This window comes from Pseudomonas fluorescens (assembly GCF_001902145.1).
In the GTDB taxonomy this organism is placed as follows: Bacteria; Pseudomonadota; Gammaproteobacteria; order Pseudomonadales; family Pseudomonadaceae; genus Aquipseudomonas; species Aquipseudomonas fluorescens_BV.
This window is the reverse complement of record NZ_MRST01000025.1, coordinates 545,260-568,898: the sequence shown is the minus strand read 5'-3', so window position 1 is coordinate 568,898 and position 23,639 is coordinate 545,260. Positions and strand designations below refer to the sequence as shown.

At 59.4% G+C, this 23,639-nt stretch carries 22 protein-coding genes and 1 tRNA gene; 19 read left to right on the top strand and 4 right to left on the bottom strand.

Translation table 11 applies throughout. From position 1 onward, the window contains the following. Positions 1–50 precede the first annotated feature (50 nt). Positions 51–1,550, bottom strand: coding sequence for a PAS domain S-box protein (locus BUE92_RS18965; protein ID WP_073525695.1), 1,500 nt, complete (start codon positions 1,548–1,550; stop codon positions 51–53). A 202-nt stretch (positions 1,551–1,752) separates the two neighbouring features. On the opposite strand from BUE92_RS18965, the gene BUE92_RS18960 reads away from it, so the two are divergent. The 4 genes from BUE92_RS18960 (at position 1,753) to BUE92_RS18945 (ending at position 4,520) form a co-directional block, all read left to right on the top strand. Further along, positions 1,753–2,721, top strand: a complete 969-nt coding sequence (locus BUE92_RS18960; protein ID WP_073525694.1) for a hypothetical protein — start codon at positions 1,753–1,755, stop codon at positions 2,719–2,721. A 78-nt stretch (positions 2,722–2,799) separates the two neighbouring features. Then, on the top strand, positions 2,800–3,420 hold the full coding sequence (locus BUE92_RS18955; RefSeq protein ID WP_073525693.1) for a transglycosylase SLT domain-containing protein: 621 nt from the start codon (positions 2,800–2,802) through the stop codon (positions 3,418–3,420). Between the two features lie 144 nt (positions 3,421–3,564). After that, positions 3,565–3,909, top strand: coding sequence for an FKBP-type peptidyl-prolyl cis-trans isomerase (locus tag BUE92_RS18950; protein ID WP_073525692.1), 345 nt, complete (start codon positions 3,565–3,567; stop codon positions 3,907–3,909). A gap of 11 nt (positions 3,910–3,920) precedes the next feature. Next, on the top strand, positions 3,921–4,520 hold the full coding sequence (locus BUE92_RS18945) for a GNAT family N-acetyltransferase (RefSeq protein WP_073525691.1): 600 nt from the start codon (positions 3,921–3,923) through the stop codon (positions 4,518–4,520). A gap of 18 nt (positions 4,521–4,538) precedes the next feature. On the opposite strand, the gene BUE92_RS18940 is transcribed toward BUE92_RS18945, so the two are convergent. Beyond that, entirely contained in the window at positions 4,539–5,276 is a 738-nt protein-coding gene (locus BUE92_RS18940; protein WP_073525690.1) for an ArsR/SmtB family transcription factor, read from the bottom strand. Positions 5,277–5,350: 74 nt separating this feature from the next. Between BUE92_RS18940 and BUE92_RS18935 the strand changes: the two genes are divergently transcribed. From BUE92_RS18935 to BUE92_RS18900, 7 genes are all read left to right on the top strand, one after another. Next, the gene (locus BUE92_RS18935) at positions 5,351–6,511 is read left to right on the top strand and encodes a cytochrome P450 (RefSeq protein WP_073525689.1); all 1,161 of its coding nucleotides are present in this window, start codon (positions 5,351–5,353) and stop codon (positions 6,509–6,511) included. Further along, a complete protein-coding gene (locus BUE92_RS18930) occupies positions 6,508–6,852 on the top strand; it encodes an antibiotic biosynthesis monooxygenase family protein (RefSeq protein ID WP_014717987.1) in 345 nt (114 codons plus the stop codon). Before BUE92_RS18935 ends, BUE92_RS18930 begins: the two co-directional genes overlap by 4 nt. 552 nt (positions 6,853–7,404) lie before the next feature. Beyond that, entirely contained in the window at positions 7,405–10,110 is a 2,706-nt protein-coding gene (gene mgtA / locus BUE92_RS18920; protein ID WP_073525688.1) for a magnesium-translocating P-type ATPase, read from the top strand. A 166-nt stretch (positions 10,111–10,276) separates the two neighbouring features. Continuing rightward, positions 10,277–10,993: an MgtC/SapB family protein gene (locus tag BUE92_RS18915; RefSeq protein WP_003190369.1), complete on the top strand. Its 717-nt coding sequence runs from the start codon at positions 10,277–10,279 to the stop codon at positions 10,991–10,993. 281 nt (positions 10,994–11,274) lie between these two features. Next, the gene (locus BUE92_RS18910; protein ID WP_003190370.1) at positions 11,275–11,901 is read left to right on the top strand and encodes a response regulator transcription factor; all 627 of its coding nucleotides are present in this window, start codon (positions 11,275–11,277) and stop codon (positions 11,899–11,901) included. 6 nt (positions 11,902–11,907) lie between these two features. Further along, positions 11,908–15,522, top strand: a complete 3,615-nt coding sequence (locus tag BUE92_RS18905; protein ID WP_073525687.1) for a transporter substrate-binding domain-containing protein — start codon at positions 11,908–11,910, stop codon at positions 15,520–15,522. A 134-nt stretch (positions 15,523–15,656) separates the two neighbouring features. After that, positions 15,657–16,079 carry a chemotaxis protein CheY gene (locus BUE92_RS18900; protein WP_073525686.1) on the top strand — a complete coding sequence of 141 codons (423 nt, stop codon included), beginning with the start codon at positions 15,657–15,659 and terminating at the stop codon, positions 16,077–16,079. 124 nt (positions 16,080–16,203) lie between these two features. Here BUE92_RS18900 and BUE92_RS18895 read toward each other — a convergent pair whose 3' ends face one another. Next, the gene (locus BUE92_RS18895) at positions 16,204–17,283 is read right to left on the bottom strand and encodes a 3-deoxy-7-phosphoheptulonate synthase (RefSeq protein WP_073525685.1); all 1,080 of its coding nucleotides are present in this window, start codon (positions 17,281–17,283) and stop codon (positions 16,204–16,206) included. A gap of 618 nt (positions 17,284–17,901) precedes the next feature. Here BUE92_RS18895 and BUE92_RS18890 point away from each other — a divergent pair. Then, a complete protein-coding gene (locus BUE92_RS18890; RefSeq protein WP_073525684.1) occupies positions 17,902–18,651 on the top strand; it encodes a carbon-nitrogen hydrolase family protein in 750 nt (249 codons plus the stop codon). Then, the gene (locus BUE92_RS18885; RefSeq protein WP_073525683.1) at positions 18,652–19,098 is read left to right on the top strand and encodes a GNAT family N-acetyltransferase; all 447 of its coding nucleotides are present in this window, start codon (positions 18,652–18,654) and stop codon (positions 19,096–19,098) included. It begins immediately after the preceding gene. A 35-nt stretch (positions 19,099–19,133) separates the two neighbouring features. Here BUE92_RS18885 and BUE92_RS18880 read toward each other — a convergent pair whose 3' ends face one another. After that, positions 19,134–19,373: a DNA-binding protein gene (locus BUE92_RS18880; protein ID WP_073525682.1), complete on the bottom strand. Its 240-nt coding sequence runs from the start codon at positions 19,371–19,373 to the stop codon at positions 19,134–19,136. A gap of 82 nt (positions 19,374–19,455) precedes the next feature. On the opposite strand from BUE92_RS18880, the gene BUE92_RS18875 reads away from it, so the two are divergent. From BUE92_RS18875 to BUE92_RS28135, 6 genes are all read left to right on the top strand, one after another. Then, positions 19,456–19,821 carry a helix-turn-helix domain-containing protein gene (locus tag BUE92_RS18875; RefSeq protein WP_073525681.1) on the top strand — a complete coding sequence of 122 codons (366 nt, stop codon included), beginning with the start codon at positions 19,456–19,458 and terminating at the stop codon, positions 19,819–19,821. Positions 19,822–19,972: 151 nt separating this feature from the next. Continuing rightward, entirely contained in the window at positions 19,973–20,614 is a 642-nt protein-coding gene (gene gacA, locus BUE92_RS18870; RefSeq protein ID WP_073525680.1) for a response regulator transcription factor GacA, read from the top strand. A gap of 1 nt (position 20,615) precedes the next feature. Beyond that, a complete protein-coding gene (uvrC, locus tag BUE92_RS18865) occupies positions 20,616–22,439 on the top strand; it encodes an excinuclease ABC subunit UvrC (protein ID WP_003190389.1) in 1,824 nt (607 codons plus the stop codon). A gap of 32 nt (positions 22,440–22,471) precedes the next feature. Continuing rightward, positions 22,472–23,032 carry a CDP-diacylglycerol--glycerol-3-phosphate 3-phosphatidyltransferase gene (pgsA, locus tag BUE92_RS18860; protein ID WP_034119069.1) on the top strand — a complete coding sequence of 187 codons (561 nt, stop codon included), beginning with the start codon at positions 22,472–22,474 and terminating at the stop codon, positions 23,030–23,032. Positions 23,033–23,092: 60 nt separating this feature from the next. Further along, positions 23,093–23,168: transfer RNA gene (locus BUE92_RS18855), tRNA-Gly, on the top strand. Between the two features lie 111 nt (positions 23,169–23,279). Beyond that, positions 23,280–23,624 (top strand): hypothetical protein, encoded by a 345-nt coding sequence (locus tag BUE92_RS28135; RefSeq protein WP_143170005.1) that lies wholly within the window; start codon positions 23,280–23,282, stop codon positions 23,622–23,624. Positions 23,625–23,639: the final 15 nt, after the last annotated feature.

Here is a 23,639-nt window from a genome sequence, read left to right as displayed (position 1 = left end):
TCGCGCAATAAGGCGAATTCGCACTAGTCGCACTAGTGCATTTGTATGGGTCAGGGCTTGTTTTTCAGACGCAGATCACCGGCAAACAGCCCGCGTTCACGGGCCCAGACGATGGCCGCACTGCGGCTGTGCACTCCCAACTTCGAATACACCGTGGCCACATGGTTACGCACGGTGTTGGGCGCCAGTTTCAGGCGCGAGGCGATCTCTTTGTCCGCCAGGCCCTCGCAGATCAGGCCCAATACATCGCGCTCGCGGGCGGTGAGGTCGGTGAAGGAAACATTCGGCAGGTTGGGGCTGTTGACGCTCTTGGCGTTGGCCAGCTTCTCGATCAGGGTCTGGCTGAACCAGGACGCGTCCTGCATGACTTCCTCGATGGCCGCCACCAGTTCCAGCTCCGAGCGTTTGCGCTCGGTGATGTTCATCAGCACCAGCAGGTAGCAGGGTATGTCCTGGATAATCACGGTGTCGGCGGACACCACGCAGTCGATCACCTCGTTGCCTTTCTTGCGCACCTTGAGGTCCTGGCCTTCAAGGTTGCCGGCTTTTTCCAGGGTGGCGAACAACTGCGCGCCGGCCTGGGGGCTGTCGATGAAGTTGATTTCTTCGATGGATTTGCCGATCAGTTCCTCGCTGATATAGCCGGTGATGCTCATGAAGGCTTCGTTGATGTCCACCACCTGGCGGTTGTCGGCACTGCATACCAGGGTCGGCACGGGCGTCAGGCGGAAGGATTTGGCGAAGCGCTCTTCGCTCTGGCGCAGGGCGATCTCGGCTTTGCGCCGTGGCTCCAGGTCGGTGAAGGAAAACAGCATGCAGTCTTCCTCGTTCATGTCCAACGGTTGGCCGGCGACGATCACCAGTTTGCTGCCACCTTCTGGCAGTCTCAGTTCGGCCTGCATTTGCGGGATGGTCGCGCCTTCGCCCAGGCGCTGGATCGCCAGGTCCTTGCGCTCGGCCTGTTCCAGCACATCCAGTTCATACACGGATTTGCCGATGACCTGGTCGCGGTTGTAGCCGGTCATCTCCAAAAAACCCTGGTTGACCTTGATGTAGCGCAGGTCGCTAAGACGACAGATCACCGCGGGCGCCGGGTTGGCGTTGAAGGTTTTCTCAAAGCGTTGCTCGGCGCTGGCCCATTCGGTGGCGTCGCTGAGGATCAGTACCAGCAACTCAGGTTCACCCTGTGCGTCCGTCAGCACCAGGCTGCGCAGGCGATGCACCCAACTGCGGTGTTCGTCGTCGGCGGCGGGAGTGACTTCCACCACCACATCGCTGAACTCTTCTCCGGCGGCCACGCGGCTGAGGGGGTAGCTGTCCAGCGATAAGGGATGATTGTTGCGATAGCGCAGCGCAAAGCGCTTGGCATACGCCTCGGTATTGGCGCCCAGTTCCTTGACCTCGCTGACCCCATGCATGGTCAACGCCGCTTCATTGGCCCAGAGAATGGTCTGGTCGACCTCGGCCAGAATCACACCGTCGGACAGCCCGGAGATGATGGTTTGCAGTTGGCGGCGGTTGGTTTCTTTGGCGAGAACATCCTGGGTCATAACGTCTCCGAGAGGACAGGGCAAGGCACATTGGGTTACGACACCCTGGCTTCAGGATAGTGCAGAGTTGTTGCCCAGGTAGCAGTACGAATGCACCAGGGCGCCTGGTGCATATGGCCCATGACTGAACGTATGTCGTTTCGCCACACTCACACCCATCAAGGCGCATTGCCTTGCTCCTCAATTTGAAAAGGACCTTTGTATGACCACTGTCTATGAAACCAATCGATCGCTGTTTCGTGTGTCGTGGAGCTCGGTATTGGCCGGTAGTGCAATCGCACTGGTCACCTACCTGGTGTTGAGTGTGTTGGGTACCGCCATTGGCGCCAGTGCCGTTGACCCGATGGAAGCGGGCAACCCATTGAGTGGTTTTGGCACGGGTGCAGGCATCTGGCTGTTTGTATCGACACTGGTTGCCATCGCGTTGGGCGCATTCGTCGCCGGTCGCACGGCGCCGGATCGCGGCGGCCTGCATGGGGTGCTGACCTGGACCCTGACCACCTTGCTCACCACTTGGCTGCTGGCGGGCCTGGCTTCCAGCGTGGTCGGTACTGCCGGCAACGTGGTGGGTAAAGGTCTGTCCGCCGCGGGCAGTGGCATTGCTGCCGCCGCGCCGGGGATCGGCAATAGCATCAAGCAGCAGTTGAACGAGCAGGGTATCGAACTGGACTGGAACAGCCTGCAAGGCCAACTGGATACCTTGCTCAAGCAAAGCGGCAAGCCTGAATTGAATCCGGCGAATGTCGAGCAAAAAACCGACCAGGCCGCAGCCGATGGCAAACAATCGGCCACCGATGCAGCGACCAATCCTGCCCAGGCCGGTGATGAGCTCAAGCAATGGTTCGAACGTGTGAAAGCGTCCGGCGAGCCAGCCCTGAACGCAGCGGATAAAGAGGCGCTGGTCAACATCGTCGCGGCCCGCACTGGCAAGAGCAAAGAAGAAGCCACCCAGATTGTCGACAACTATGCCCAGGCTTATCAGCAAGCCATGCAAAAGGTCGATGAGCTGAAAAAACAGGCTGAACAGAAAGCCCGTGAAGCCGGTGAAGTCGCTGCCAAGCAACTGTCCCGCGCGGCCTGGAGCACCTTGGCCATGCTGCTGTTGGGTGCGGCCTTGAGTTTCTTTATTGGTCGTATCGCGCTGACTACCCGTCGCGTGCCTTTGGCTTAAAGATGTCTGCGGCAAGGACGCCGCCTGTGTGAAGGGGTAAAATGCTGGCATTTTACCCTTATCCCACAAAGGTGACCCTTGAGCGCAGGCAAAGCCGTCGGACTGTTATTACTCACTTCCCTGTTGGCGGCGTGCGGCACCTCGCCGCCACGCACGCCCAACGACCTCTGCGGTATCTTGCGCGAAAAAGACGACTGGTACGACGCCGCCAAGGTCACGCAAAAGCGCTGGGGCGTGCCGATCCAGGTGCCGTTCGCGATCATGTATCAGGAGTCGGGCTTTCGCCACGACGCCAAGACCCCGCGTAAATATCTGCTGTGGATCATCCCATGGGGCCGCGTCTCCACCGCTTCCGGCTATGCCCAGGCCAAGAATGAAGTATGGAACGACTACCGCAAAGCCACCGGCCGCAGCGGCGCTGATCGCGAAGACTTTGACGACGCGATCGACTTTATCGGCTGGTACATGGACAAGACCTACACCATCAACGGCGTCTACAAATACGATGCCTACGGCCAGTACCTGAACTACCACGAAGGCTGGGGCGGCTACCGCCAGCGCACCTACGCCAGCAAAGCCTGGCTGCCGCCGGTGGCGAGCAAGGTGCAGGCGCGTTCGCAGATGTATGCGCGCCAATATGCCGGGTGCAAGGACGAGTTGGGGCGCGGGTTCTGGAGCCGGTTCTGGCATTGGTTGTAAAAGGCTTCTGGACGCATACAGATCCAATGTGGCTGTATGCATTCCAGCGAGCGGTCCACCATCACCCTGGTCATTCCCCTGCACTTGCCAGACCCCTCCGATTCTGGGAAAAACCCAGCCTTTCACCCCTTCAATGAGAACCCCATGAGCAACAATGAACTGCAGGTCACCGACATCCGCCTGGGCGACGGCAAAGCCGTGGTCAAGGGCGCGTTGATCACCACCCAATACACCGGCACCCTGGAAGATGGCACGGTGTTCGATTCCTCCTGGGCGCGGGGTAAACCGTTCCAGTGCGTGATCGGCACCGGCCGCGTGATCAAGGGCTGGGACCAGGGATTGATGGGCATGCAGGTTGGTGGTGTGCGCACCTTGTACGTACCGGCGCACCTGGCTTATGGCGAGCGCTCGATGGGCGCGCATATCAAGCCCAACAGTAACCTGCGTTTTGAGATTGAATTGCTGGAAGTGCTGACGCGGGATGATTGAAGAGGTTGAACATGGACGTCGATCCATATGTGTTGCCTGGCTGCTCCCTCGAAGGCATTCGGGTGGTTGAGCTGCTTGGCTGCGATGAGGCGCAGCTGCAGCAGTTTTTTGAACAGGCGCCTGCTTACTTCATCGCGGTGAATGGCGAACCGGCTACCCCGACCGAAGCACGGGACGAATTACGCGGCCAATTACCCGCTGGCTGGCATTGCAGCCGCATGTACTGGCTGGGTTACCGCGATGCGCAGGGCCAACTGGTCGCCGTGGTGAATATCGCCGCGGATTTGCTCGCCACCGGGGTGTGGCACATCGGGTTGCTGCTGGTGCATGCGCGCTGGCACGGCAGCGGGCTGGCGCAGCGCTTGCACGCGGACCTTGAGGCCTGGGCGGTGGCGAAGGGCGCTCAGTGGCTGCGGTTGACGGTAGTGGTGGGCAATACCAGGGCCGAGCGTTTTTGGCCCAGGCTTGGCTATGTACAGGTGCGTACCCGCGAGGGCATCACGATGGGCCGGCAAGTGAATAGGGTGTCGATACAGGTCAAGCCCGTCGGTCAGAGAACTATCGACGGCTACCTGGCGTTGGTTGTGCGGGATCGACCCGGCGCACCGTAGTGTGAATGGGTTTTGGCCTCATGCGCAGGCGCTGCCTGAGCGCTTCAGTTCTGGTGCATCAATCCTGATCCCAAACCTGCCCGACAGCTCCTTTCGCCCCTTGGGCGTCACGGCCAGCGCCCGACTATCAAGGTCCTGGACAACCCATTTGCGGCTTATGACGGCCTGTAGAACGGCGGCCCCCAGTGCGCCAGCGAGGTGAGGGCGGCGCATGCTCCAGTCCAGGCATGAGCAAGCGAAACGACGCCGCTGTGCCCTTACGGTATCTACCTCGACACCGAGCCCTGTCATCGCTTTTTCACCCTCCACGCTGAGCTGATACGCACCGTCACCCGAGTCCGGCAGGGTCAACCAGCCGGAGTCGAGGAAATAGTCGTGCAGTTGTACCGCCAAGGACCCCGCCATGTGGTCATAACAGGTTCGCGCTAGCTGCAACCGACTGGGGGTCGTCGAAACAAACCCGGTCTGTGCGTTTCGGCTGATCACCATGAGGGCTTCGATGGCTTTGGCCACGTGAGCGTCTGCCAGGCTGAAGTAGCGGTGCCTGCCCTGAGTGTGCAGTTTTACCAAGCCGTCCTCTTTAAGCCTTGCCAAGTGTGCGCTCGCCGTAGAAGCACTGACGTCGGCGATGACGGCCAGTTCAGTACTGGTGCGGGCGTGGCCGTCCATCAGCGAACATAGCATTTTCGTCCTTGCGGGTTCGGCAATGGCGCCGGCGACACGCGAAATGGCGGTGTCATTGCTTTGGGAATCCATATTTCGTTCCTGAGCGAATTGTCGGAGTGACGATTGTTCGATAGTAGCGGTTCTTAGCGAAAAGGACTGCCACCATGACGCCGTTTGAAGCCGCCACTCACGCCGACCCCTACGATTATTACGCACGCCTCAGGCGACAAAGTGAACTGGTCTTCGATGCAGATCTTGGTTTATGGATTGCCAGTGGCGCCAGTGTTGTCGAGGCCATTCTGGAACATCCCGACTGCCTTGTACGTCCACCGCACGAGCCGATTCCAGCGGCCATTGCACAAGGCGCGGCAGGCGATATCTTTGGTCGTTTGATGCGTATGAACGAGGGCGTGCAACACCGGTGTCCCCGGATGGTTATCGAACCCGCCTTGGGCTCGTTGGGAACCGAAAATATCGCAGGCATTGTGGCGCGGGTTGTCGAGACACTGGATGACCCGGTCGGTAACCCGAACGAGTGGATGTTCAGGTTACCGGTTTCGGTCATTGCGACTTTGATAGGTTTCGCACCCAGCCAGTTGCAGGAAGTCGCGCAACTGACACGGGATTTTGTCGCCTGTCTATCGCCATTGAGCGACGAAGCTCAACTCAGTGAAGCCCATTGCGGGGCGGCTCGGTTGAGGCAGATGTTCCAAGCGCTGTTGAGTAACGATGATAAGCGTAGCGGCTTGTTGGACCGTCTTTATGGCGAATACCAAGCCTCAGCCTGGAAAGACGATGATGCGCTGATAGCGAATCTGATTGGCCTGTTGTCACAGACCTGCGAAGCCACTGCTGGCCTGATCGGCAACGCCCTCATAGCGCTCCAACGAAACCCTGATCTGTTTGAAGGCATGCAAGCCACACCCATGCGCGTCGCTGAGTGGGTGGCAGAGGTGGCGCGCCACGACTCACCGGTACAAAACACGCGGCGCTTCGTTGCACAGCGCTGCACGATTGGCGGCAGCGTTCTAGAGGCGGGCGATACCGTTTTACTATTGCTTGCTGCTGCCAACCGAGATCCCGGCGCCAATCCCGACCCCGACAGTTTCTTGCCCAAACGAACTCAACGACGAACCTTCAGCTTCGGCGCAGGCAGGCATCAATGCCCAGGCCAGCCCTTGGCATTGGCTATTGCCTCAGAGGTGATTTCGGCATTCTTGCATCGACGGCCAGGCTTATCCGCCCTGGCTTATCGCTGGGATTATTTGCCTTCCCTTAATGGCCGCATCCCGCGGTTCTACCGTGATGAGGAGACTCAACAATGATCGCTGTTATTTTTGAAGCCTGGCCACATGAGGAACACTACCAGCGTTATCTCGACCTGGCTGCCGAACTCAAGCCCTTGCTCGCTCAAATCGATGGCTTCATTTCAGTTGAGCGTTTCCAGAGCCTGAGTGAACCTGGAAAGCTGCTCTCCCTATCATTCTGGCGTGACGAGGAAGCCATCCAGCAGTGGCGCAGCCTTGAGCTACATCGAGCCGCTCAATCAACAGGCCGTCGGCAGGTTTTCGCTGACTACCACCTGCGCATTGCCCAGGTAGTGCGCGATTACAGTCTCGAGGATCGTGTTCAAGCGCCGACCGATAGCAGGCAGGCTCATGAGTGAAAGCAGCACTCCGCCTTCTGTAGGAGCGAGCTTGCTCGCGAAAAACGTCAACGATAACGCGTGCTTGCTGAATGAACGCGGCGCCTGTGAGTTTTTCGCGAGCAAGCTCGCTCCTACAGGTATTACCTGAACCCATCCTGAAGAATCTTCTTATTCACCAGGCTGCCACTTTCCTGCGGTTTACTCCGCCAACATCGGGGCGTAAGCTTCGCGCGTTTTCATCAATAGCGGAGACCCTCAGTGGGTACTTGTTCGAGTGACAGTCGTCGGCCGGTTTCGGTAACCGGCCTCTACTTGGCAAGGTAACGCGCATTTTCCTGATGCCGTTGTCTCGCCTCATAAAGCGAGAAGCGGCATCCCGGCAGTGGCCAGTCCTGGCACCTGCCTGAATCCCTCTCATCGACGCTGACCAGCACCTGGGTAACGCCTGGATGCTACGGACGCGCCTGCCTGTTACGGCGGGCGGGCCAGGTTCGGCTGTGCCTGTGTGACGGGCGCGGTGTGGACGGGCAGTACCTGCACGACGGTTTTTCCTCGCGCAGGAGTTACACCATGAACCTCACTTTGCTCAAAGAGTTCTTCGCCGGTTTCCTGCGGACCCGGCATATCGCCCGGCATTTTCGCCGCCTGGCGATGCTGGAGACCGTGACCGATGCCAGCGTCAGCCGCGAAGTACCGCCCAGCCTGGCGCAAACACTGGTGGCTTCTGCCAACCGCAGCGCGGTGCAATTGCTGGGCGTGCTCGGCAGCCACGCCGAGGGCCTGAACACCCAGGAAGCCGACGCCCTGCGCGTGCAGTACGGCCTCAATGAAGTCGAGCACGAGCAGCCGCTGCCGTGGTGGGTGCACCTGTGGCATTGCTACAAGAACCCTTTCAACCTGCTGCTGACCTTGTTGGCGGTGATCTCTTGGCTGACCGAAGACATGAAGGCCGCCACGGTGATTTTTTCCATGGTGGTGCTCTCGACCTTGTTGCGCTTCTGGCAGGAGGCCAAGTCGAACAAGGCCGCCGACGCCTTGAAGGCCATGGTGAGCAATACCGCGACGGTGCTGCGCCGCGATGCTGCCAAGCGCATTGAACTGCCGATCAAGCAACTGGTGCCAGGCGATCTGATTGTATTGTCGGCCGGCGACATGATCCCCGCGGACTGCCGCGTGCTCAGCGCCAAGGATTTGTTCGTCAGCCAGGCGGCGATGACCGGTGAATCCATGCCGGTGGAAAAGTTCGCCCACCAGCAGGACGCCCACACGCGCAACCCGCTGGAGCTGGAGAATATCCTGTTCATGGGCACCAACGTGGTATCCGGCGCCGCCACGGCGGTAATCCTCGCCACCGGCAACAGCACGTATTTTGGTGCTTTGGCGCAACGCGTCACGGCGACGGACCGGGCGACCACCTCGTTCCAGCAGGGGGTCAACAAGGTCAGTTGGTTGCTGATTCGCTTTATGTTCGTGATGGCGCCGCTGGTGCTGTTCATCAACGGTTTCACCAAGGGCGACTGGACCGAGGCGTTGCTGTTCGCGCTGTCGATTGCGGTAGGCCTGACCCCGGAAATGCTGCCCATGATCGTCACCTCGACCCTGGCCAAGGGCGCGGTGTTTCTGTCGCGCAAGAAGGTGATCGTCAAGCGCCTGGACGCGATCCAGAACTTCGGCGCCATGGACGTACTGTGCACCGACAAGACCGGCACGCTCACCCAGGACAAGATTTTCCTGGCGCGCCATGTGGACGTGTGGGGCCAGGAGTCGGACGATGTGCTGGAAATGGCCTATCTCAACAGCTACTACCAGACCGGCTTGAAAAACCTGTTGGATGTGGCCGTGCTCGAGCATGTGGACATCCATCGCGAGCTGAAAGTCGGTACCGCGTTCCACAAGGTTGACGAAATTCCCTTCGACTTCAACCGCCGCCGCATGTCGGTGGTGGTGGCCGAGGAGCACCAACCGCACTTGTTGATCTGCAAAGGGGCGGTGGAGGAAATTTTATCGGTGTGCAATCGCGTGCGTCATGGTGACGTCGATGAGGCACTGACCGACGAACTGCTGGCGCGCATTCGCCAGGTGACGGCGGCCTTTAACGAAGAAGGGCTTCGGGTGGTGGCGGTAGCGGCGCAGCCGATGCCGGCAGGACGTGACACCTACACCCTGGCCGATGAAAACAACCTGACGCTGATCGGCTACGTGGCGTTTCTCGACCCGCCCAAGGAAAGCACCGCGCCCGCCCTCAAGGCGCTGGAGGCCCACGGCGTGGCGGTGAAAGTGTTGACCGGCGACAACGAACTGGTCACGGCGAAGATCTGCCGCGAAGTGGGCCTGGAGCAACAAGGCTTGCTGATGGGCAACGACATCGAGGTGATGAGCGACGCCGAGCTGGCCCTGGCCGTGGAAACCACCAATGTGTTTGCCAAGCTCACCCCCAGCCACAAGGAACGCATCGTGCGTCTGCTCAAGGCCAACGGGCATGTGGTGGGCTTTATGGGCGATGGCATCAACGACGCTCCGGCGTTGCGCACGGCGGATATCGGTATTTCGGTGGACAGTGCGGTGGACATCGCCAAGGAAGCGGCTGACATCATCCTGCTGGAGAAGAGCCTGATGATCCTGGAGGAGGGCGTGCTGGAAGGCCGGCGCACCTTCGCCAACATGCTCAAGTACATCAAGATGACCGCCAGTTCCAACTTCGGCAACGTGTTCTCGGTGTTGGTGGCCAGTGCCTTTATCCCGTTTTTGCCGATGCTGCCGATGCACCTGCTGGTGCAAAACCTGCTGTATGACATCTCTCAGATCGCCATTCCTTTCGACAACGTCGATGACGAGATGCTTGCCACGCCGCAACGCTGGCAGCCGGGGGAAGTGGGGCGCTTCATGTTGTTTTTCGGGCCGATCAGTTCGATCTTCGACATCACCACGTTCGCACTCATGTGGTATGTGTTTGATGCCAACACCCCAGACCACCAAACGCTATTTCAATCCGGCTGGTTTGTGGTGGGGCTGCTGACCCAGACCCTGATCGTGCACATGATCCGTACCCCGAAAATCCCGTTTCTGCAAAGCCGCGCAGCGCTGCCATTGATGTTGATGACCGGTGTGATCATGGCCGTGGGGATATTCCTGCCGATGGGGCCACTGGCGCATTACTTCAAATTGCAGGCGCTACCGTCGCTGTACTTTGTATTCCTGCCGGTGATTTTGCTGGCTTACATGGCGCTGACCCAAGCGGTGAAGGGCTACTACATCCGCAAGTTTGGCTGGCAGTAGTGAGTGCCATGCAACACCGCAAACCTTGTGGGAGCCGGGCTTGCCCGCGATGGCGGTGTATCAGTCGCCAGATTCATTGGTCGGTGTACCGCTATCGCAGGCAAGCCAGCTCCCACAGGAACCTGCGGTGTTTTCCAATTTGTCGCTGCATTCATGGAGATTTCTTATGCAGGCCATCAACAATATCAACCTCAACTCCCTGGTCGACACCGTGGTCAGCCTCAGCGCTGCGTTTATTCTCGGTGGCCTGATCGGGTTCGAGCGCCAGTACCGCCAGCGCACCGCCGGTTTACGCACCAATGTACTGGTGGCGGTGGGCGCGGCGATTTTTGTCGACATGGCCAACCGCCTGGGCGGTGCGGAAGGCGCGGTGCGGGTGGTCGCTTACGTGGTGTCGGGCATCGGCTTCCTGGGGGCCGGGGTGATCATGCGTGAAGAGGGCAATGTGCGCGGGCTCAATACGGCCGCCACCCTCTGGGCTTCGGCGGCGGTGGGCGCCTGCGCCGGCGCCGACCTGATCCTCGAGGCGTTGCTGGGCACGCTGTTTGTGCTGGCGGCCAACACCTTGCTGCGGCCGATCGTCAATAACATCAACCGCCAACCCTTGGACGTGGTGTCGGCAGAGGTTACCAATATTCTCTATGTCATTGCGCGCCGCAGTCAGCAACAAGCCGTGATGGTGTTACTGGAAGCCGAGCTGGCACGCTGCAACTACCCGGCCAGCGACGTCGACGTGCGACCGTTCGGCAGTGACGAAGTGGAAATCGAGGCCATCCTGGCCGCCACGTCGGTGGATGGCGACGAACTGGACGCGCTCGTGGCGCGCCTCTCAACGTCAACCCTGGTGGTGCAGGCCTTCTGGAGTCCGAGCACCACCGACTGATCCTTATGGGTTGGCCAGGATTGGCTAAGCTTGCGTGTGGAAAAGTCCTACATGTTGTCCGGATTATCCCTTCGGCTTAAACATCATTGCATTGCTAAAGTTGGGCACTTGCGGCTGTTGCGCCGTAGAGGTTCGTCGCTCTGTTGAGTTAATTGAAGGGGCCAGACACCGCTTGGTTACCGTTCTAAGGAAGCAGTGCCGCCTGTCGGAACTGTCATTTCTCACAGGTACCCAGGTCGGGCGTGATGTGTAAGGGTATTTTGTCCACATAAGGAAGTTTCATGAGCAAAGCATTAATTGTGGATGACCATCCGTTTATCCGGGCAACGGTTAAACATCTCCTGCAGTTGGAGGGGTTTGTTGAAATTTTCCAGGCGGGGGATGGCGCAGATGCCATGCAGTTAGCGAGGGAGCAACGTCCCGAGCTGATTATCCTCGACCTGGCGATGCCCAAGTTGGGTGGTTTGGAAGTCATCAGCCGTATCAAGGCGCTGGGGTTGCCGTGCAAAATCCTCGTATTGACCTCCTACCTCGCGGTGTTTTTTTCCACTCGCTGCATGCGCGCCGGCGCCATGGGGTTCGTGGCCAAGACGGGCGAGTTGGATGAGTTGCAAAAGGCCATCAAGGCGATCATGTCAGGCTACAGTTGCTTCCCCAGTTTGCCGACCAGTTCGGTTCGCCGCGATGATCTGCAAGAAACGGAACGGCAGATGATCGAGTGCTTATCGGACCGCGAGTTAACCGTGTTGCAAATGTTGGCCCTGGGGCTGGGCAACAAGGAGATTGCCGAACAAATGCTGCTGAGCCACAAGACCATCAGCACCTACAAGACTCGACTCAAGGAGAAGTTACGCATGTCTTCGGTAGTGCACTTATCCAAGTTCGCCCAGCGCAACCATCTGATCTGAACCGAGATGACCACCACCGCGCTTATAAGGTTCGCCACGATCTTCTGGATGAGCCTGTTACCTCAGATCGCGGTGGCCCTGGATGAGCCCCATGCTTTGCGGCTGTTGGGGCACTCACGTATTGACACCCCGAAAGTAGCACTGGACGAGGATGATTGGCGCTGGCTGCGTGAGCGGCGCACATTACTGATGGGGGTTTCTGCCCCCGATTACGCGCCTTTTGACCTGACCAATAACAACGATGAGCTCGAAGGTATCACAGCCGATTTTGCCGCACTGGTGGGTCAGGCCCTGCATATCTCCATAGAGGTACGACGTTACGATACCCGCGATGAAGTGATCGAAGCCCTGAAGCAGGGGGTCGTTGATTTTCTCGGTTCCGCCAATGGCTATGAAGCGGCCGACCCGCAACTGCTTTTGTCTCGCTCCTACGCCAACGATCAACCAACCCTAGTGACTCGCAGCGGCGATAGCCAGGCGTTGAATGACGACCTGGCAGGCAAGCGCGTAGCGATGCTGTATCACTATATGCAGCCCGACGCCGTTCGGGCGTTTTACCCCCAGGCCCAATTGGAGTTGTTTGCCTCGACTTTCGAAGCCATTGGTGCCGTAGCGTTTGGTCGCGCCGACGTCTATCTGGGGGATGCTATCAGCAGCAACTACCTGATCAATCGCAACCACCTCAACAATGTACGGATGGCGGATTTTTCCGGCTTGGAAGTCAACCCGTTTGCGTTTGCCGTCACTCGGGAAAATACGCGTTTATTGCCAATCCTCAATACCGCGCTGGAGGCGATTCCCGCGAGCGAACAGATGGAAATTCTGCGCCGCTGGAGCGGGGGCAACCTGGGAATAGTCGGCGTTGACCGGCTGCACCTGAGTGCCAGTGAACAACGCTGGGTGGAGAAAAATCCACGGGTCAGAGTCGCGGTGCTCAATGACTTCCTACCGTTATCATTTATCGCTGATCAAGGCCAATTCGAAGGGTTGAGTGCCGAGGTGTTGTCGCGCATCAGCTTGCGCACCGGCTTGAAGTTCGATGTGGTCCCGGGCAGTTCGTTGCCACGCCAGATCAACATCGTCAGTGCGGGGACAGCGGACATGCTGGCGGTCGTTACCCCCAGTGCGGAGCGTGCTGAAAAAGTGCGCTTTACCCGACCCTACCTGACCAATCCCTTTGTGCTGGTTACCCGTGACGGCCCACACAGCCCGCTCACGTTGGAGGACATGGTCGGAAAACGCCTGGCCCTGGTGGTGGGCAATGGGCTGCATGATGAAATCGCGCAGAATTTTCCAGGCGTGGTGTTTGTCGACGTCGAGAACCCCCAGCAAGCTATGGCGCTGGTGGCCAACGGTGATGCCGATGGCGCGATGAACACGTTGATCAGTGCACGCTATCTGATCGCCCGGCATTACCGCGACCGCTTGCGTGTCACCAGTACGGTCGGCACAGAGCCTGCACGCGTGACCTTTGGGGTCAACCGCAGTCAGTTGGAGTTGTATTCGATCCTCGACAAGGCACTGCTGAGTATCACCCCGCAGGAAATGGACGAGTTGATTGGCCAGTGGCGCAGCGAGGTCATCATCGAGGACAGTTACTGGTTGCGTTATCGCAACGTGATTCTTCAGGGCTTTGGGTTGGCGGCGCTGTTGTTGGTCGTCACGCTGGGCTGGGCCATTTACCTGCGCAGCCTGATTCGTAAGCGCCTACAGGCCGAGCGGGCGCTGAGCGATCAGATGCGGTTCATGAGCGTATTGATTGACGGCACGCCGCACCCGATTTACGTGCGTGATCGCCAAGGGCGGCTGATGGCCTGCAATAACGCCTACCTCGACGTGTTTGGCTACAAGCTTGAAGATGTGATCGGCAGAACGGTGGTGGAAACCGACATTGAAAACCCGCCACAGGCCCAGTCGTTTCATGAGGATTACCTGCGCTTGATGGCCGGCGGAGAACCGCAGATTCATGATCGAATCCTCAAGGTGCCCAATGGTGGCGTGCTGACCATCTACCAATGGATGCTGCCGTACCGTGACGGTGACGAGAAGGTGGTGGGCATGATTGCCGGCTGGGTAGACGTAAGCGAACGGCACCGGCTGCTCGGCCAGCTACAGGAAGCCAAGGACGATGCCGACGCCGCCAATCGCGCCAAGACTACCTTCCTGGCGACCATGAGCCACGAGATCCGCACGCCGATGAACGCAGTGATCGGCATGATCGAACTGGCCTTGAAAAATGCCGAACAGGGGCGGGTCGACCGCGATGCTCTGGAGGTGGCCTCGGTGGCTTCACGGGGTATGCTGGAGTTGATCGGCGATATTCTCGATATAGCGCGGATCGAGTCCGGGCATTTGTCACTGACCCTGGAGCCCGCCAACCTGCATGAGTTGTTGGCGTCGGTCGCACGCGTGTTCGAGGGGCTGGCCCGAGCCAAGGGGCTGGCACTGCAGGTTGAACTGGACCCGCTGGTTGACCAGGCGGTGCTGGTCGACCCGCTGCGATTCAAGCAGGTGGTCTCGAACCTGCTGAGCAATGCCATCAAGTTCACTCCCCATGGGCAGGTCAGTTTGGTCGCGCGGGCGGTGGTCGAGGACGATCGCTTGGCCGTGCAGTTATGGGTGCAAGACACCGGCATCGGAATCAGCGTCACCGACCAGCAGCGGTTGTTCAGTGTGTTCATTCAGGGCAGCAATAACCAGCAATCGGCACGCAGTGGGTCTGGGCTGGGGTTGGTGATCAGCCGCAGCCTGTGCGAAATGATGGGCGGCCAATTGCACTTGAGTAGTGTGTTGGGGCACGGCACTCGGGTGGACGTGACGTTGACCCTGGCCATGACCGCCACGCTGCCGGCCCCGATTGAGCCTGTGCAAGAGGCGGCGCCTGAGGCGCGCGCGCTGAGTATTCTGGTGGTGGACGATTACCCGGCCAACCGCTTGCTGCTGGCTCGACAGTTGAGCTTTCTGGGCCATCGTATCGTCACCGCCGAAGACGGTGTCCAAGGGCTTGAACAGTGGCGAGCGGGGCAGTTCGACGGCGTCATTACCGATTGCAACATGCCGTTCAAGAACGGCTATCAGCTGGCACAGGAGATTCGCGCGCAAGAGCGTGAGCGGGGTCTGGAGCCCTGCCTGTTACTCGGGTTCACCGCCAACGCCCAGCCGGAGGAAGCCGAGCGCTGTCGGCAGGCGGGCATGGATGGCTGCCTGTTCAAGCCAACCGGGCTTGACGACTTGCGGGCGGCCTTGGCGTCGCGTTCGGTTGGCGCGAGCCCGCGACCCTTGGCTGCCTTCAACTTGAGCACCCTGATCGCACTGACCGGGGATGATCATGCCGCGCTTGTCGAATTGCTGGCACCGTTACTCGAAAGCCTGGAGGCTGATCGTGCCTTGCTGCCGCGGCTGGCAAGCCAGGCAGACTTCGCCAAGCTGCATGACCTGGCTCATCGTGCCAAGGGAGGCGCGCGGATGGTCAAGGCAAACCCATTGATCAGTGTATGTGAGGCATTGGAGGCGGCGTGTGAACAGCGAGATCGTCAGGCATTGGGGCCAGCGGTTGAGAGCGTGGGTGAAGCGATCGATGTTCTGCATCATGGCTTAAGCGCTTATTGCAATCAGCCCTGACTGTGGTTGATCGCCTTTCGGGGGATTTGGGAAAGTTCTTACATGAACGGGGAACATGCCTGATTTTTTCGTCGGCATATGTCTGGAAAATGTGCGACGCTCACTGTCGAGCACTGCCTGCCCAGGGGTTTGCCATGCCGAACAAAGCATTGACCATCCTGATTGCCGATGAACAGCATCTGCAACGCCTGTACATCGAGAAAATGCTCAATCAGTTGGGCTATTACCGGATCGTGCCGGTGCAAACGTTCGAGGAGTTACGGATTCTCACCGCTATTCCTGCCGACCCCTTCGATGTGCTGATTATCAATGCGGCGCTGATGGCCCAGGCTTATGAAGCTCAGCCTCAGGTGCGTCATGTGCTGGTCTACGATCATCTGGATCTGGGTGCGCCTTGCGGTGTAACGCCGGTAATACAGGTGCGCCTGCCGGGCGTGCCGGACAACGTCAATCTTGAACATTTCATGGACATCGTCGACCCCTCGGAGGTCTCCCACGGCCTGCGAGTGTTGCCGTGGCTGCGGGAGTTATCCCGCATGCCGGTGGCCAGGGCCTAGCCGCGACCCTGAGGGAGCTTGCCCCCGCTGGGGCTCGAAGCGGCCCCGCTTTTTGTCTAAAAAGACGGGAGCCGCTACCCAGTCCAGCGCAGCAAGCCCCCTCCCGGATTTTTATTTTCACCCGTCAGTCGGCCTTGCTGTGTTCCCGCAACCGTTCGGCGGCACTGCGTAACAACTGCTCGGTTGCGTCCCAACCCAGGCATCCATCGGTCACCGAAACGCCGTATTTCATCGACGCGCCCAGCGGCTGGCAGCCTTCGAACAGGTGACTCTCAAGCATCATGCCCACCAGCGTGGCATCGCCCAGCAAGCGCTGTTCCAGCACGTCATTGAATACCGCCGGTTGGCGCAGCGGGTTCTTGCCGCTGTTGGCATGGCTGCAATCGACCATGATTCGCGCCGCCACCTTGGACTTGGCCAGATCATGCTTTACGTCGGCCACGCTTTGCGCATCGTAGTTCGGCCCACGGTGGCCGCCGCGCAACACCAGGTGGGTGTCGGGGTTGCCCGGAGTCTGGATGATCGCCGGGTGGCCCTGGCTGTCCACGCCGAAATGACGATGCGGGTGAGACGCTGAACGCATCGCATCGCAGGCAATGGCAACGCTACCGTCGGTGCCGTTCTTGAAGCCCACGGGCATGCCCAGGCCGCTGGCCATTTCGCGGTGAATCTGCGATTCGGTAGTGCGTGCGCCAATGGCGACCCAACTGAGCAGGTCATCGAAGTAGCCGGCAGCCATGGGTTGCAGCAACTCGGTGGCGACCGGCAGGCCCAGGCGCAGCATTTCACGCATCAGTTCGCGCGACAGGGTCAGGCCGGCGGCCATGTCATCGCTGCCGTCCAAATGCGGATCGTAGGCCAGGCCTTTCCAACCCACAGTGGTGCGCGGTTTCTCGACGTAGGCACGGATCACCAGCAGCATCTGGTCGCTGACTTCAAGCGCGAGCTTCTTCAGATTGCGCGCGTATTCCATGGCCGATTCCGGGTCGTGGATCGAGCACGGGCCGACAATCACCAGCAAGCGTGAATCTTCGCCATTGAGGATGGCGCGCACGGCTTGGCGATGGGCGTGGACTTGTTCGTTGAGGAACGGGCTGAGCGGGAGTTGGTGCTTGAGTTCAAGAGCGCTGGGCAAACGCTGGGTCAGGGCTTCATTGGCACTGTTGAGGGTAGAGACGGGCAAAGCGGCGACGGAGGAGTTCATATTCAAGGTTTCCTGGGCAAGCGGCGGGCGATTCCCGCACGCTTGGCCTACTGGGGTGTTCGACAATTGGCCGTATCGGCTACGTGTGTTGGCTTGCCACCACGGGGTGACCGGTCGGAGGCGGCAGGCTGTCCCGAACGGAGCTGGCTAAATCGCCATGCAGTGCAAGTGTCGTAGCGGTAATAGGTGGCGTAGTTCATGGTGTGATTCCTATAAGTGATCGTGAACAAACAAGTAATCAGGCGCTGAAAAAACAAAACCCCCGGTCGGGGAGCCGACCGGGGGTTTAGATTTCTCTGGTAGGCGACCCCTTGAGTAGTGGGCGCCGATTTCAGGTATCAGGCGCGCCAGTGGCTAAACCAATACCCAAAATAAAAGCCGGCCATTGTGCTCGAACCGTTCACACGGGTAGCCGACACCGAGCGCAAGGCGCTGGCAGCAGGGCAAACCTGAGTGTGGGTGAGTGGCAACATGGGGCTCTCCAAATGATGGGGGGAGCTTACTAGAGGCGTGCGGGTGGATTCAATCAGTAATTTCTATTGCGTGGCAGTACTTACCGCTATGGGGTAAGTGTGGATATGCTGACGACTCTCAAACAATGATTGCCAGGACGCGACCATGACTGCCTTGACCCTTGCTGCGGCGCAAATCGTTTCCATCCCGGGCGATATCGCTGCCAATATCCAGCTGCACCTGGCGTTGATGCGGGCCGCGGCTGAACAGGGCGTGCAATGCGTGGTGTTTCCAGAACTGTCACTGACGGGCTACGAGCCGTTCCTGGCGGCCGACTTGGCCATCGACCCGCAAGACGCCGTGTTGGCGCCCCTGCGTGAGCTGGCACGGAAGCTGCGGTTGACGGCTGTGGTGGGCATGCCGGTGCGTATGGCGCCACAAACAGGTGTGCTGATCGGCGCGCTGGTGCTTGGGGCGGACGGTTCAGTAGGCGTCTACACCAAGCAGCATCTGCACCCCGGCGAAGAGCTGGCATTTGCCGCGGGGCAGGGCGGTGAGCCTCTGGAATTCGCAGACGACCGCATCGCGTTGGCGGTGTGTGCGGACTTTTCCCAGGCCAGTCATCCACGTCAAGCGGCTGCAGCGGGCGCCACGGTATACGCCGCCGGCGTGCTGATCAGCGAGGGAGGCTACGCGGCGGACAGTGCTTTGCTTGAAGGCTATGCGGCCGAGCATGGCCTGTTGGTACTGATGGCTAACCATGGTGGCCCGTCTGGAGGCTGGGCTTGTGCCGGTCGCAGTGCGATCTGGACCGCCGATGGCAGCTTGCTGGTTGCCGCCCCCGGTGTCGGCGACGCGTTGGTGATCGCCCGTCGCGAGAACGGGCAGTGGGCTGGCCACGTGGTAGCCCTCTGAATGACCTTTTATTTGCGCCGGGCGACCGAGCAGGACCTGCCCTTTGCCCGCACCCTGACCTATGAAGCCATGAACCACTACTACCTTCAGAACGGTCTGTTGTGGTCCAACGACGGCTTCGACTCCGCCTGGGCGGGCCGCGAGAACTGGCTGATCTGCAACGATGACGGGGTAATGGGGTTTATCAGCCTGAGCCGCGATGGCAAGGCCCTGTATATCCGCGAGCTGCACCTGCTGGAGCGCAGTCGCAAACAGGGCGCGGGCAGTTGGGTGCTAGAGCAGATGGCGCTCAAGGCACACGCCGAGGGCCTGAGTTTTCTACGTTTGACGGTGTTCAAGACCAATCCGGCAAGAAGGCTGTATCAGCGCCAGGGTTTGAGCATCGTCGGTGAAGAGGATTGCTTCTGGCGCATGGAGCGTGAGTGTCATGCACTCACCTCGGACTAAAACAGGCACGTCCTACAAATAAGCGCATACTGCTATCAGTCAGTGCTTTGTTCATCGTGGGCTTGAGCGTCAGGCTCATCCACGATAACGCCCTCTTTCATGCCCAACAATACCGCCACTTTATGGGCTTCTCCACGTCGTCCTTTTTTTCGCCCTGCGAGCACTTGATAGGTGGTTGCCGGGTCTACGCCATGCTCCCGGGCGAACGCTTGAACTGACTTGCCTTGATGTTCCAGCCAGGCCTTGGCTTGTGCAGCAGTACGGATTCCGGGCATAGTTCAAAACCGTTCAAGTTTGTTTAACGAAGTGATGGTGAGACACCTCTTGGGGTGTTCCAATTTAGGATCATACATCCAAATGAGTGGAATCGGTTCGCGCTTAAGGCAAGAAAGAGAGCGGCTTGGCCTGTCGCAGAAAGTTTTTGGTGAAATTGGAGGCGTTGAAGCGAACGCTCAAGGCAAATATGAAAGCGGTGGTCGTGCACCCAAGGCCGACTACCTGTCCCGCGTCGCCGAACGAGGTGTGGATATCCTCTACGTGCTGACCGGCAGTCCAACGCCGATCCAGCTGGACAACCTGAGCAAGATCGAAGAAAAAGTGCTGGGCAATTATCGAGCGATGTTCAAGGAAGACCAGGACGCAATCCGTCGCCTGACCAGTACCTTGGCTGAGCATTCATCCGTCGTGAACGGAAAAGCCAAGCCGCACCCCCAGGATTCCTGACCTTTAGCCCAGGAAACAGCGCTGTTGGCCAACCCGCAAACAGCCACAGCGCGTTGAATCTCTATATATATGACACGTGCAACTAGGTCTGCGCCTTGGTTTTTTGCTAAGGTGTTCAGCAACCTATAAGACCATATCGCGAGGTGTCTGCTTGATTAGGGTGCTAGTAGTCGATGACCATGATCTCGTTCGTACAGGCATTACACGAATGCTGGCTGACATCGACGGCCTGCAAGTAGTCGGCCAGGCGGAGTTGGGGGAGGAATCCCTGATCAAGGCCCGGGAGTTGAAGCCCGATGTGGTACTGATGGACGTCAAGATGCCTGGGATTGGCGGTCTTGGTGCCACGACCAAGCTATTGCGCAGCCACCCGGACATCAAGGTCGTGGTGGTCACGGTGTGCGAGGAAGACCCGTTCCCTACCCGTTTGCTGCAAGCCGGTGCCGCCGGCTACCTCACCAAGGGCGCGGGCCTGGCCGAGATGGTGCAAGCCATTCGCCTGGTATTTGCCGGCCAGCGTTACATCAGCCCGCAGATTGCCCAGCAATTGGCGATCAAATCGTTCCAACCCACCAGCGATTCGCCGTTTGATGCGTTGTCGGAGCGGGAAATCCAGATCGCCCTGATGATCGTCGGTTGCCAGAAGGTGCAGACCATCTCCGACAAGCTGTGCCTGTCGCCCAAGACCGTCAATACCTACCGTTATCGTATCTTCGAGAAGCTTGCCATCAGCAGTGATGTTGAATTGACCCTGCTCGCGGTGCGCCACGGCATGGTGGACGCCAGCGCCTGACATGACCACACCGTTTGATCCGAGTGCCTTTCTCTCCACCTGCAGTGGCCGCCCCGGCGTGTACCGCATGTTCGACAGCGAGGCGCGCCTGCTGTACGTGGGCAAAGCCAAGAACTTGAAGAACCGTCTGGCGAGCTACTTTCGCAAGACCGGCCTTGCGCCGAAAACCGCCGCCCTGGTAGCGCGTATCGCCCAGGTCGAAACCACCATCACCGCCAATGAAACCGAGGCGCTGCTGCTTGAGCAGACGCTGATCAAGGAATGGCGGCCGCCTTACAACATCCTGCTGCGTGATGATAAATCCTACCCTTACGTGTTTTTATCGGACGGCAACTTTCCCCGCCTGAGCATTCACCGCGGGGCAAAAAAGCAAAAGGGCAAATATTTCGGGCCTTACCCCAGCGCCGGAGCGATTCGTGAAAGCCTGAGCCTGCTGCAAAAAACCTTTTTTGTGCGTCAGTGCGAAGACAGCTTCTACAAGAACCGCACCCGGCCGTGCCTGCAATACCAGATCAAGCGCTGCAAGGCGCCCTGCGTGGGCCTGGTGGAACCTTCGGAGTACGCCGAGGATGTGCGCCATTCGGTGATGTTCCTCGAAGGGCGCAGCAACGCACTCACCGATGAGCTGTCCGGAGCCATGGAGCAGGCCGCCAGCACCCTGGATTTCGAAAAGGCTGCCGAACTGCGCGACCAGATCTCCCTGCTGCGCCGTGTTCAGGACCAGCAAAGCATGGAAGGTGGCACCGGTGACGTCGACGTGATCGCCGCGTTCGTCAACCCGGGTGGCGCCTGTGTGCACCTGATCAGCGTGCGTGGCGGGCGGGTGCTGGGCAGCAAGAACTTCTTCCCGCAGACCGGTATCGACGAAGACGTGGCAGAGGTCATGGCTGCGTTTCTTGGTCACTACTACGTCAGCAGCCCCGAGCGGGACCTGCCGTCGGAGCTGATCGTCAACGTGGTGCATGAAGACTTCCCCACCTTGATCGAAGCGATCCACGAGCTGCGCGGCCGCGAGCTGGACATCAGCCACCGCGTACGCGGCACCCGTGCTCGCTGGCAGCAACTGGCCGTGACCAACGCCGAACAGGCCCTGGGCGCGCGGCTGGCGAACCGACAGCACGTCGCTGCCCGTTTCGACGCCCTGGCTGAGGTCCTCAACCTGGACGAGCCGCCCCAGCGCCTGGAGTGCTACGACATCAGCCACTCCAGCGGTGAGGCCACGGTGGCCTCCTGCGTAGTGTTCGGGCCGGAAGGGCCGATCAAGGCCGACTATCGGCGCTACAACATCGAAGGCGTTACCGCAGGCGATGACTACGCCGCCATGCACCAGGCGCTCACGCGGCGTTTCAGCAAGTTGAAGGACGGGGAGGGCAAGTTGCCCGATATCCTGCTGGTAGACGGCGGCAAGGGCCAGTTGTCAATGGCCCGTGACGTGCTCAACGAACTGGCGGTGCCCGACCTGATTCTGCTCGGTGTGGCCAAGGGCACCACGCGCAAGGCCGGTTTCGAGACGTTGTACTTGAATGATGCCGCCCATGAGTTCACTTTGAAGGGCGACTCACCCGCACTGCACCTGATTCAACAAATCCGCGACGAAGCGCACCGTTTCGCTATTACCGGCCACCGCGCCCGCCGTGGCAAAACCCGGCGAACCTCAACCCTGGAAGGGGTAGCGGGGGTAGGCCCGACGCGACGTCGCGACTTGCTTAAACATTTTGGTGGCTTGCAGGAGCTGTCCCGTGCCAGCATTGACGAGATAGCCAAAGCACCCGGTATCAGTAAAAAGCTCGCTGAGCTGATTTATGCAAACCTGCACAGCGAGTAGAATGCCTTCTCACCTCGTAGCCAGTTGTGCCGATGAATATCCCTAATCTGATCACCGTACTACGCGTCCTGCTTATCCCGATTTTCATTTTGTTGTTCTATTTGCCGTATGAATGGAGCTACGTCGCGTCCAGTTCGGTATTTGCCTTCGCAGCCGCCACCGACTGGCTCGACGGCTACCTGGCGCGTCGCCTGGAGCAGAGCACGCCCTTCGGCGCGTTTCTTGACCCGGTGGCCGACAAACTCATGGTGGCCGTCGCCCTGGTGCTGCTGGTGCAGGAACACGGCAACCTGTGGCTGACCCTGCCGGCCGCCGTCATCATCGGCCGCGAGATCGTCGTCTCGGCCTTGCGCGAATGGATGGCCGAAATCGGCGCCCGTGCCCACGTTGCCGTATCGAACATGGGCAAATGGAAAACCGCCGCGCAGATGCTTGCACTGGTCATCCTGCTGGCCAACCCGTCGGACTTCTCGTTCTGGGTCCTCACGGGCTACGCCTTGCTGCTCATCGCCGCCGGCCTGACTCTGTGGTCCATGCTGCAATATCTGCGTGCGGCCTGGCCCCATCTGCGAACCACCGTTGAAAAGAAATAAAACTTTTTTGAATCAAGGGGTTGACGGGTGCTGAGGATTCTATAGAATGCGCATCACCAAGCGGGAATAGCTCAGTTGGTAGAGCACGACCTTGCCAAGGTCGGGGTCGCGAGTTCGAGTCTCGTTTCCCGCTCCAAGCATTAAGAAAAAGCCACTCAATCGAGTGGCTTTTTTTTGCCTGTGATTTGGGGAATAAACGCTTTGGCGTCTTTTTTGTTGTTGAGCAGAGCGCCTCGGCCCGGCATCGATGAATATCGTTCTGGTCGCGCTGTTGGGGGCCTTCGCGGCGCTGGCGGCGTTCAATAACTCACCGCCTGCACCTCAAATTTCAACTTCTTCCAACACGTACCAAGCATCGGCGTCACCTTCGCCCGCAACGCCGCCATCCATGGGCTTTCGTTATGCTCGCCCCGACGGCGGTGAGGCCGGTCTCGCAACCACCCAACTGCTGCACCGTCTGCACCAACCCCTCGGACCGGTGCAGCGGTTGCGCCAGGTGCTGGGAAACACGCCGGGATGTCGGCAACTGTTGACGATTGCGGATACCGTTGGTTTTTATTTTCAGGCGCCACGCAGGGCGACCGTTCAGTAAGGCCCTCGGCCGGGC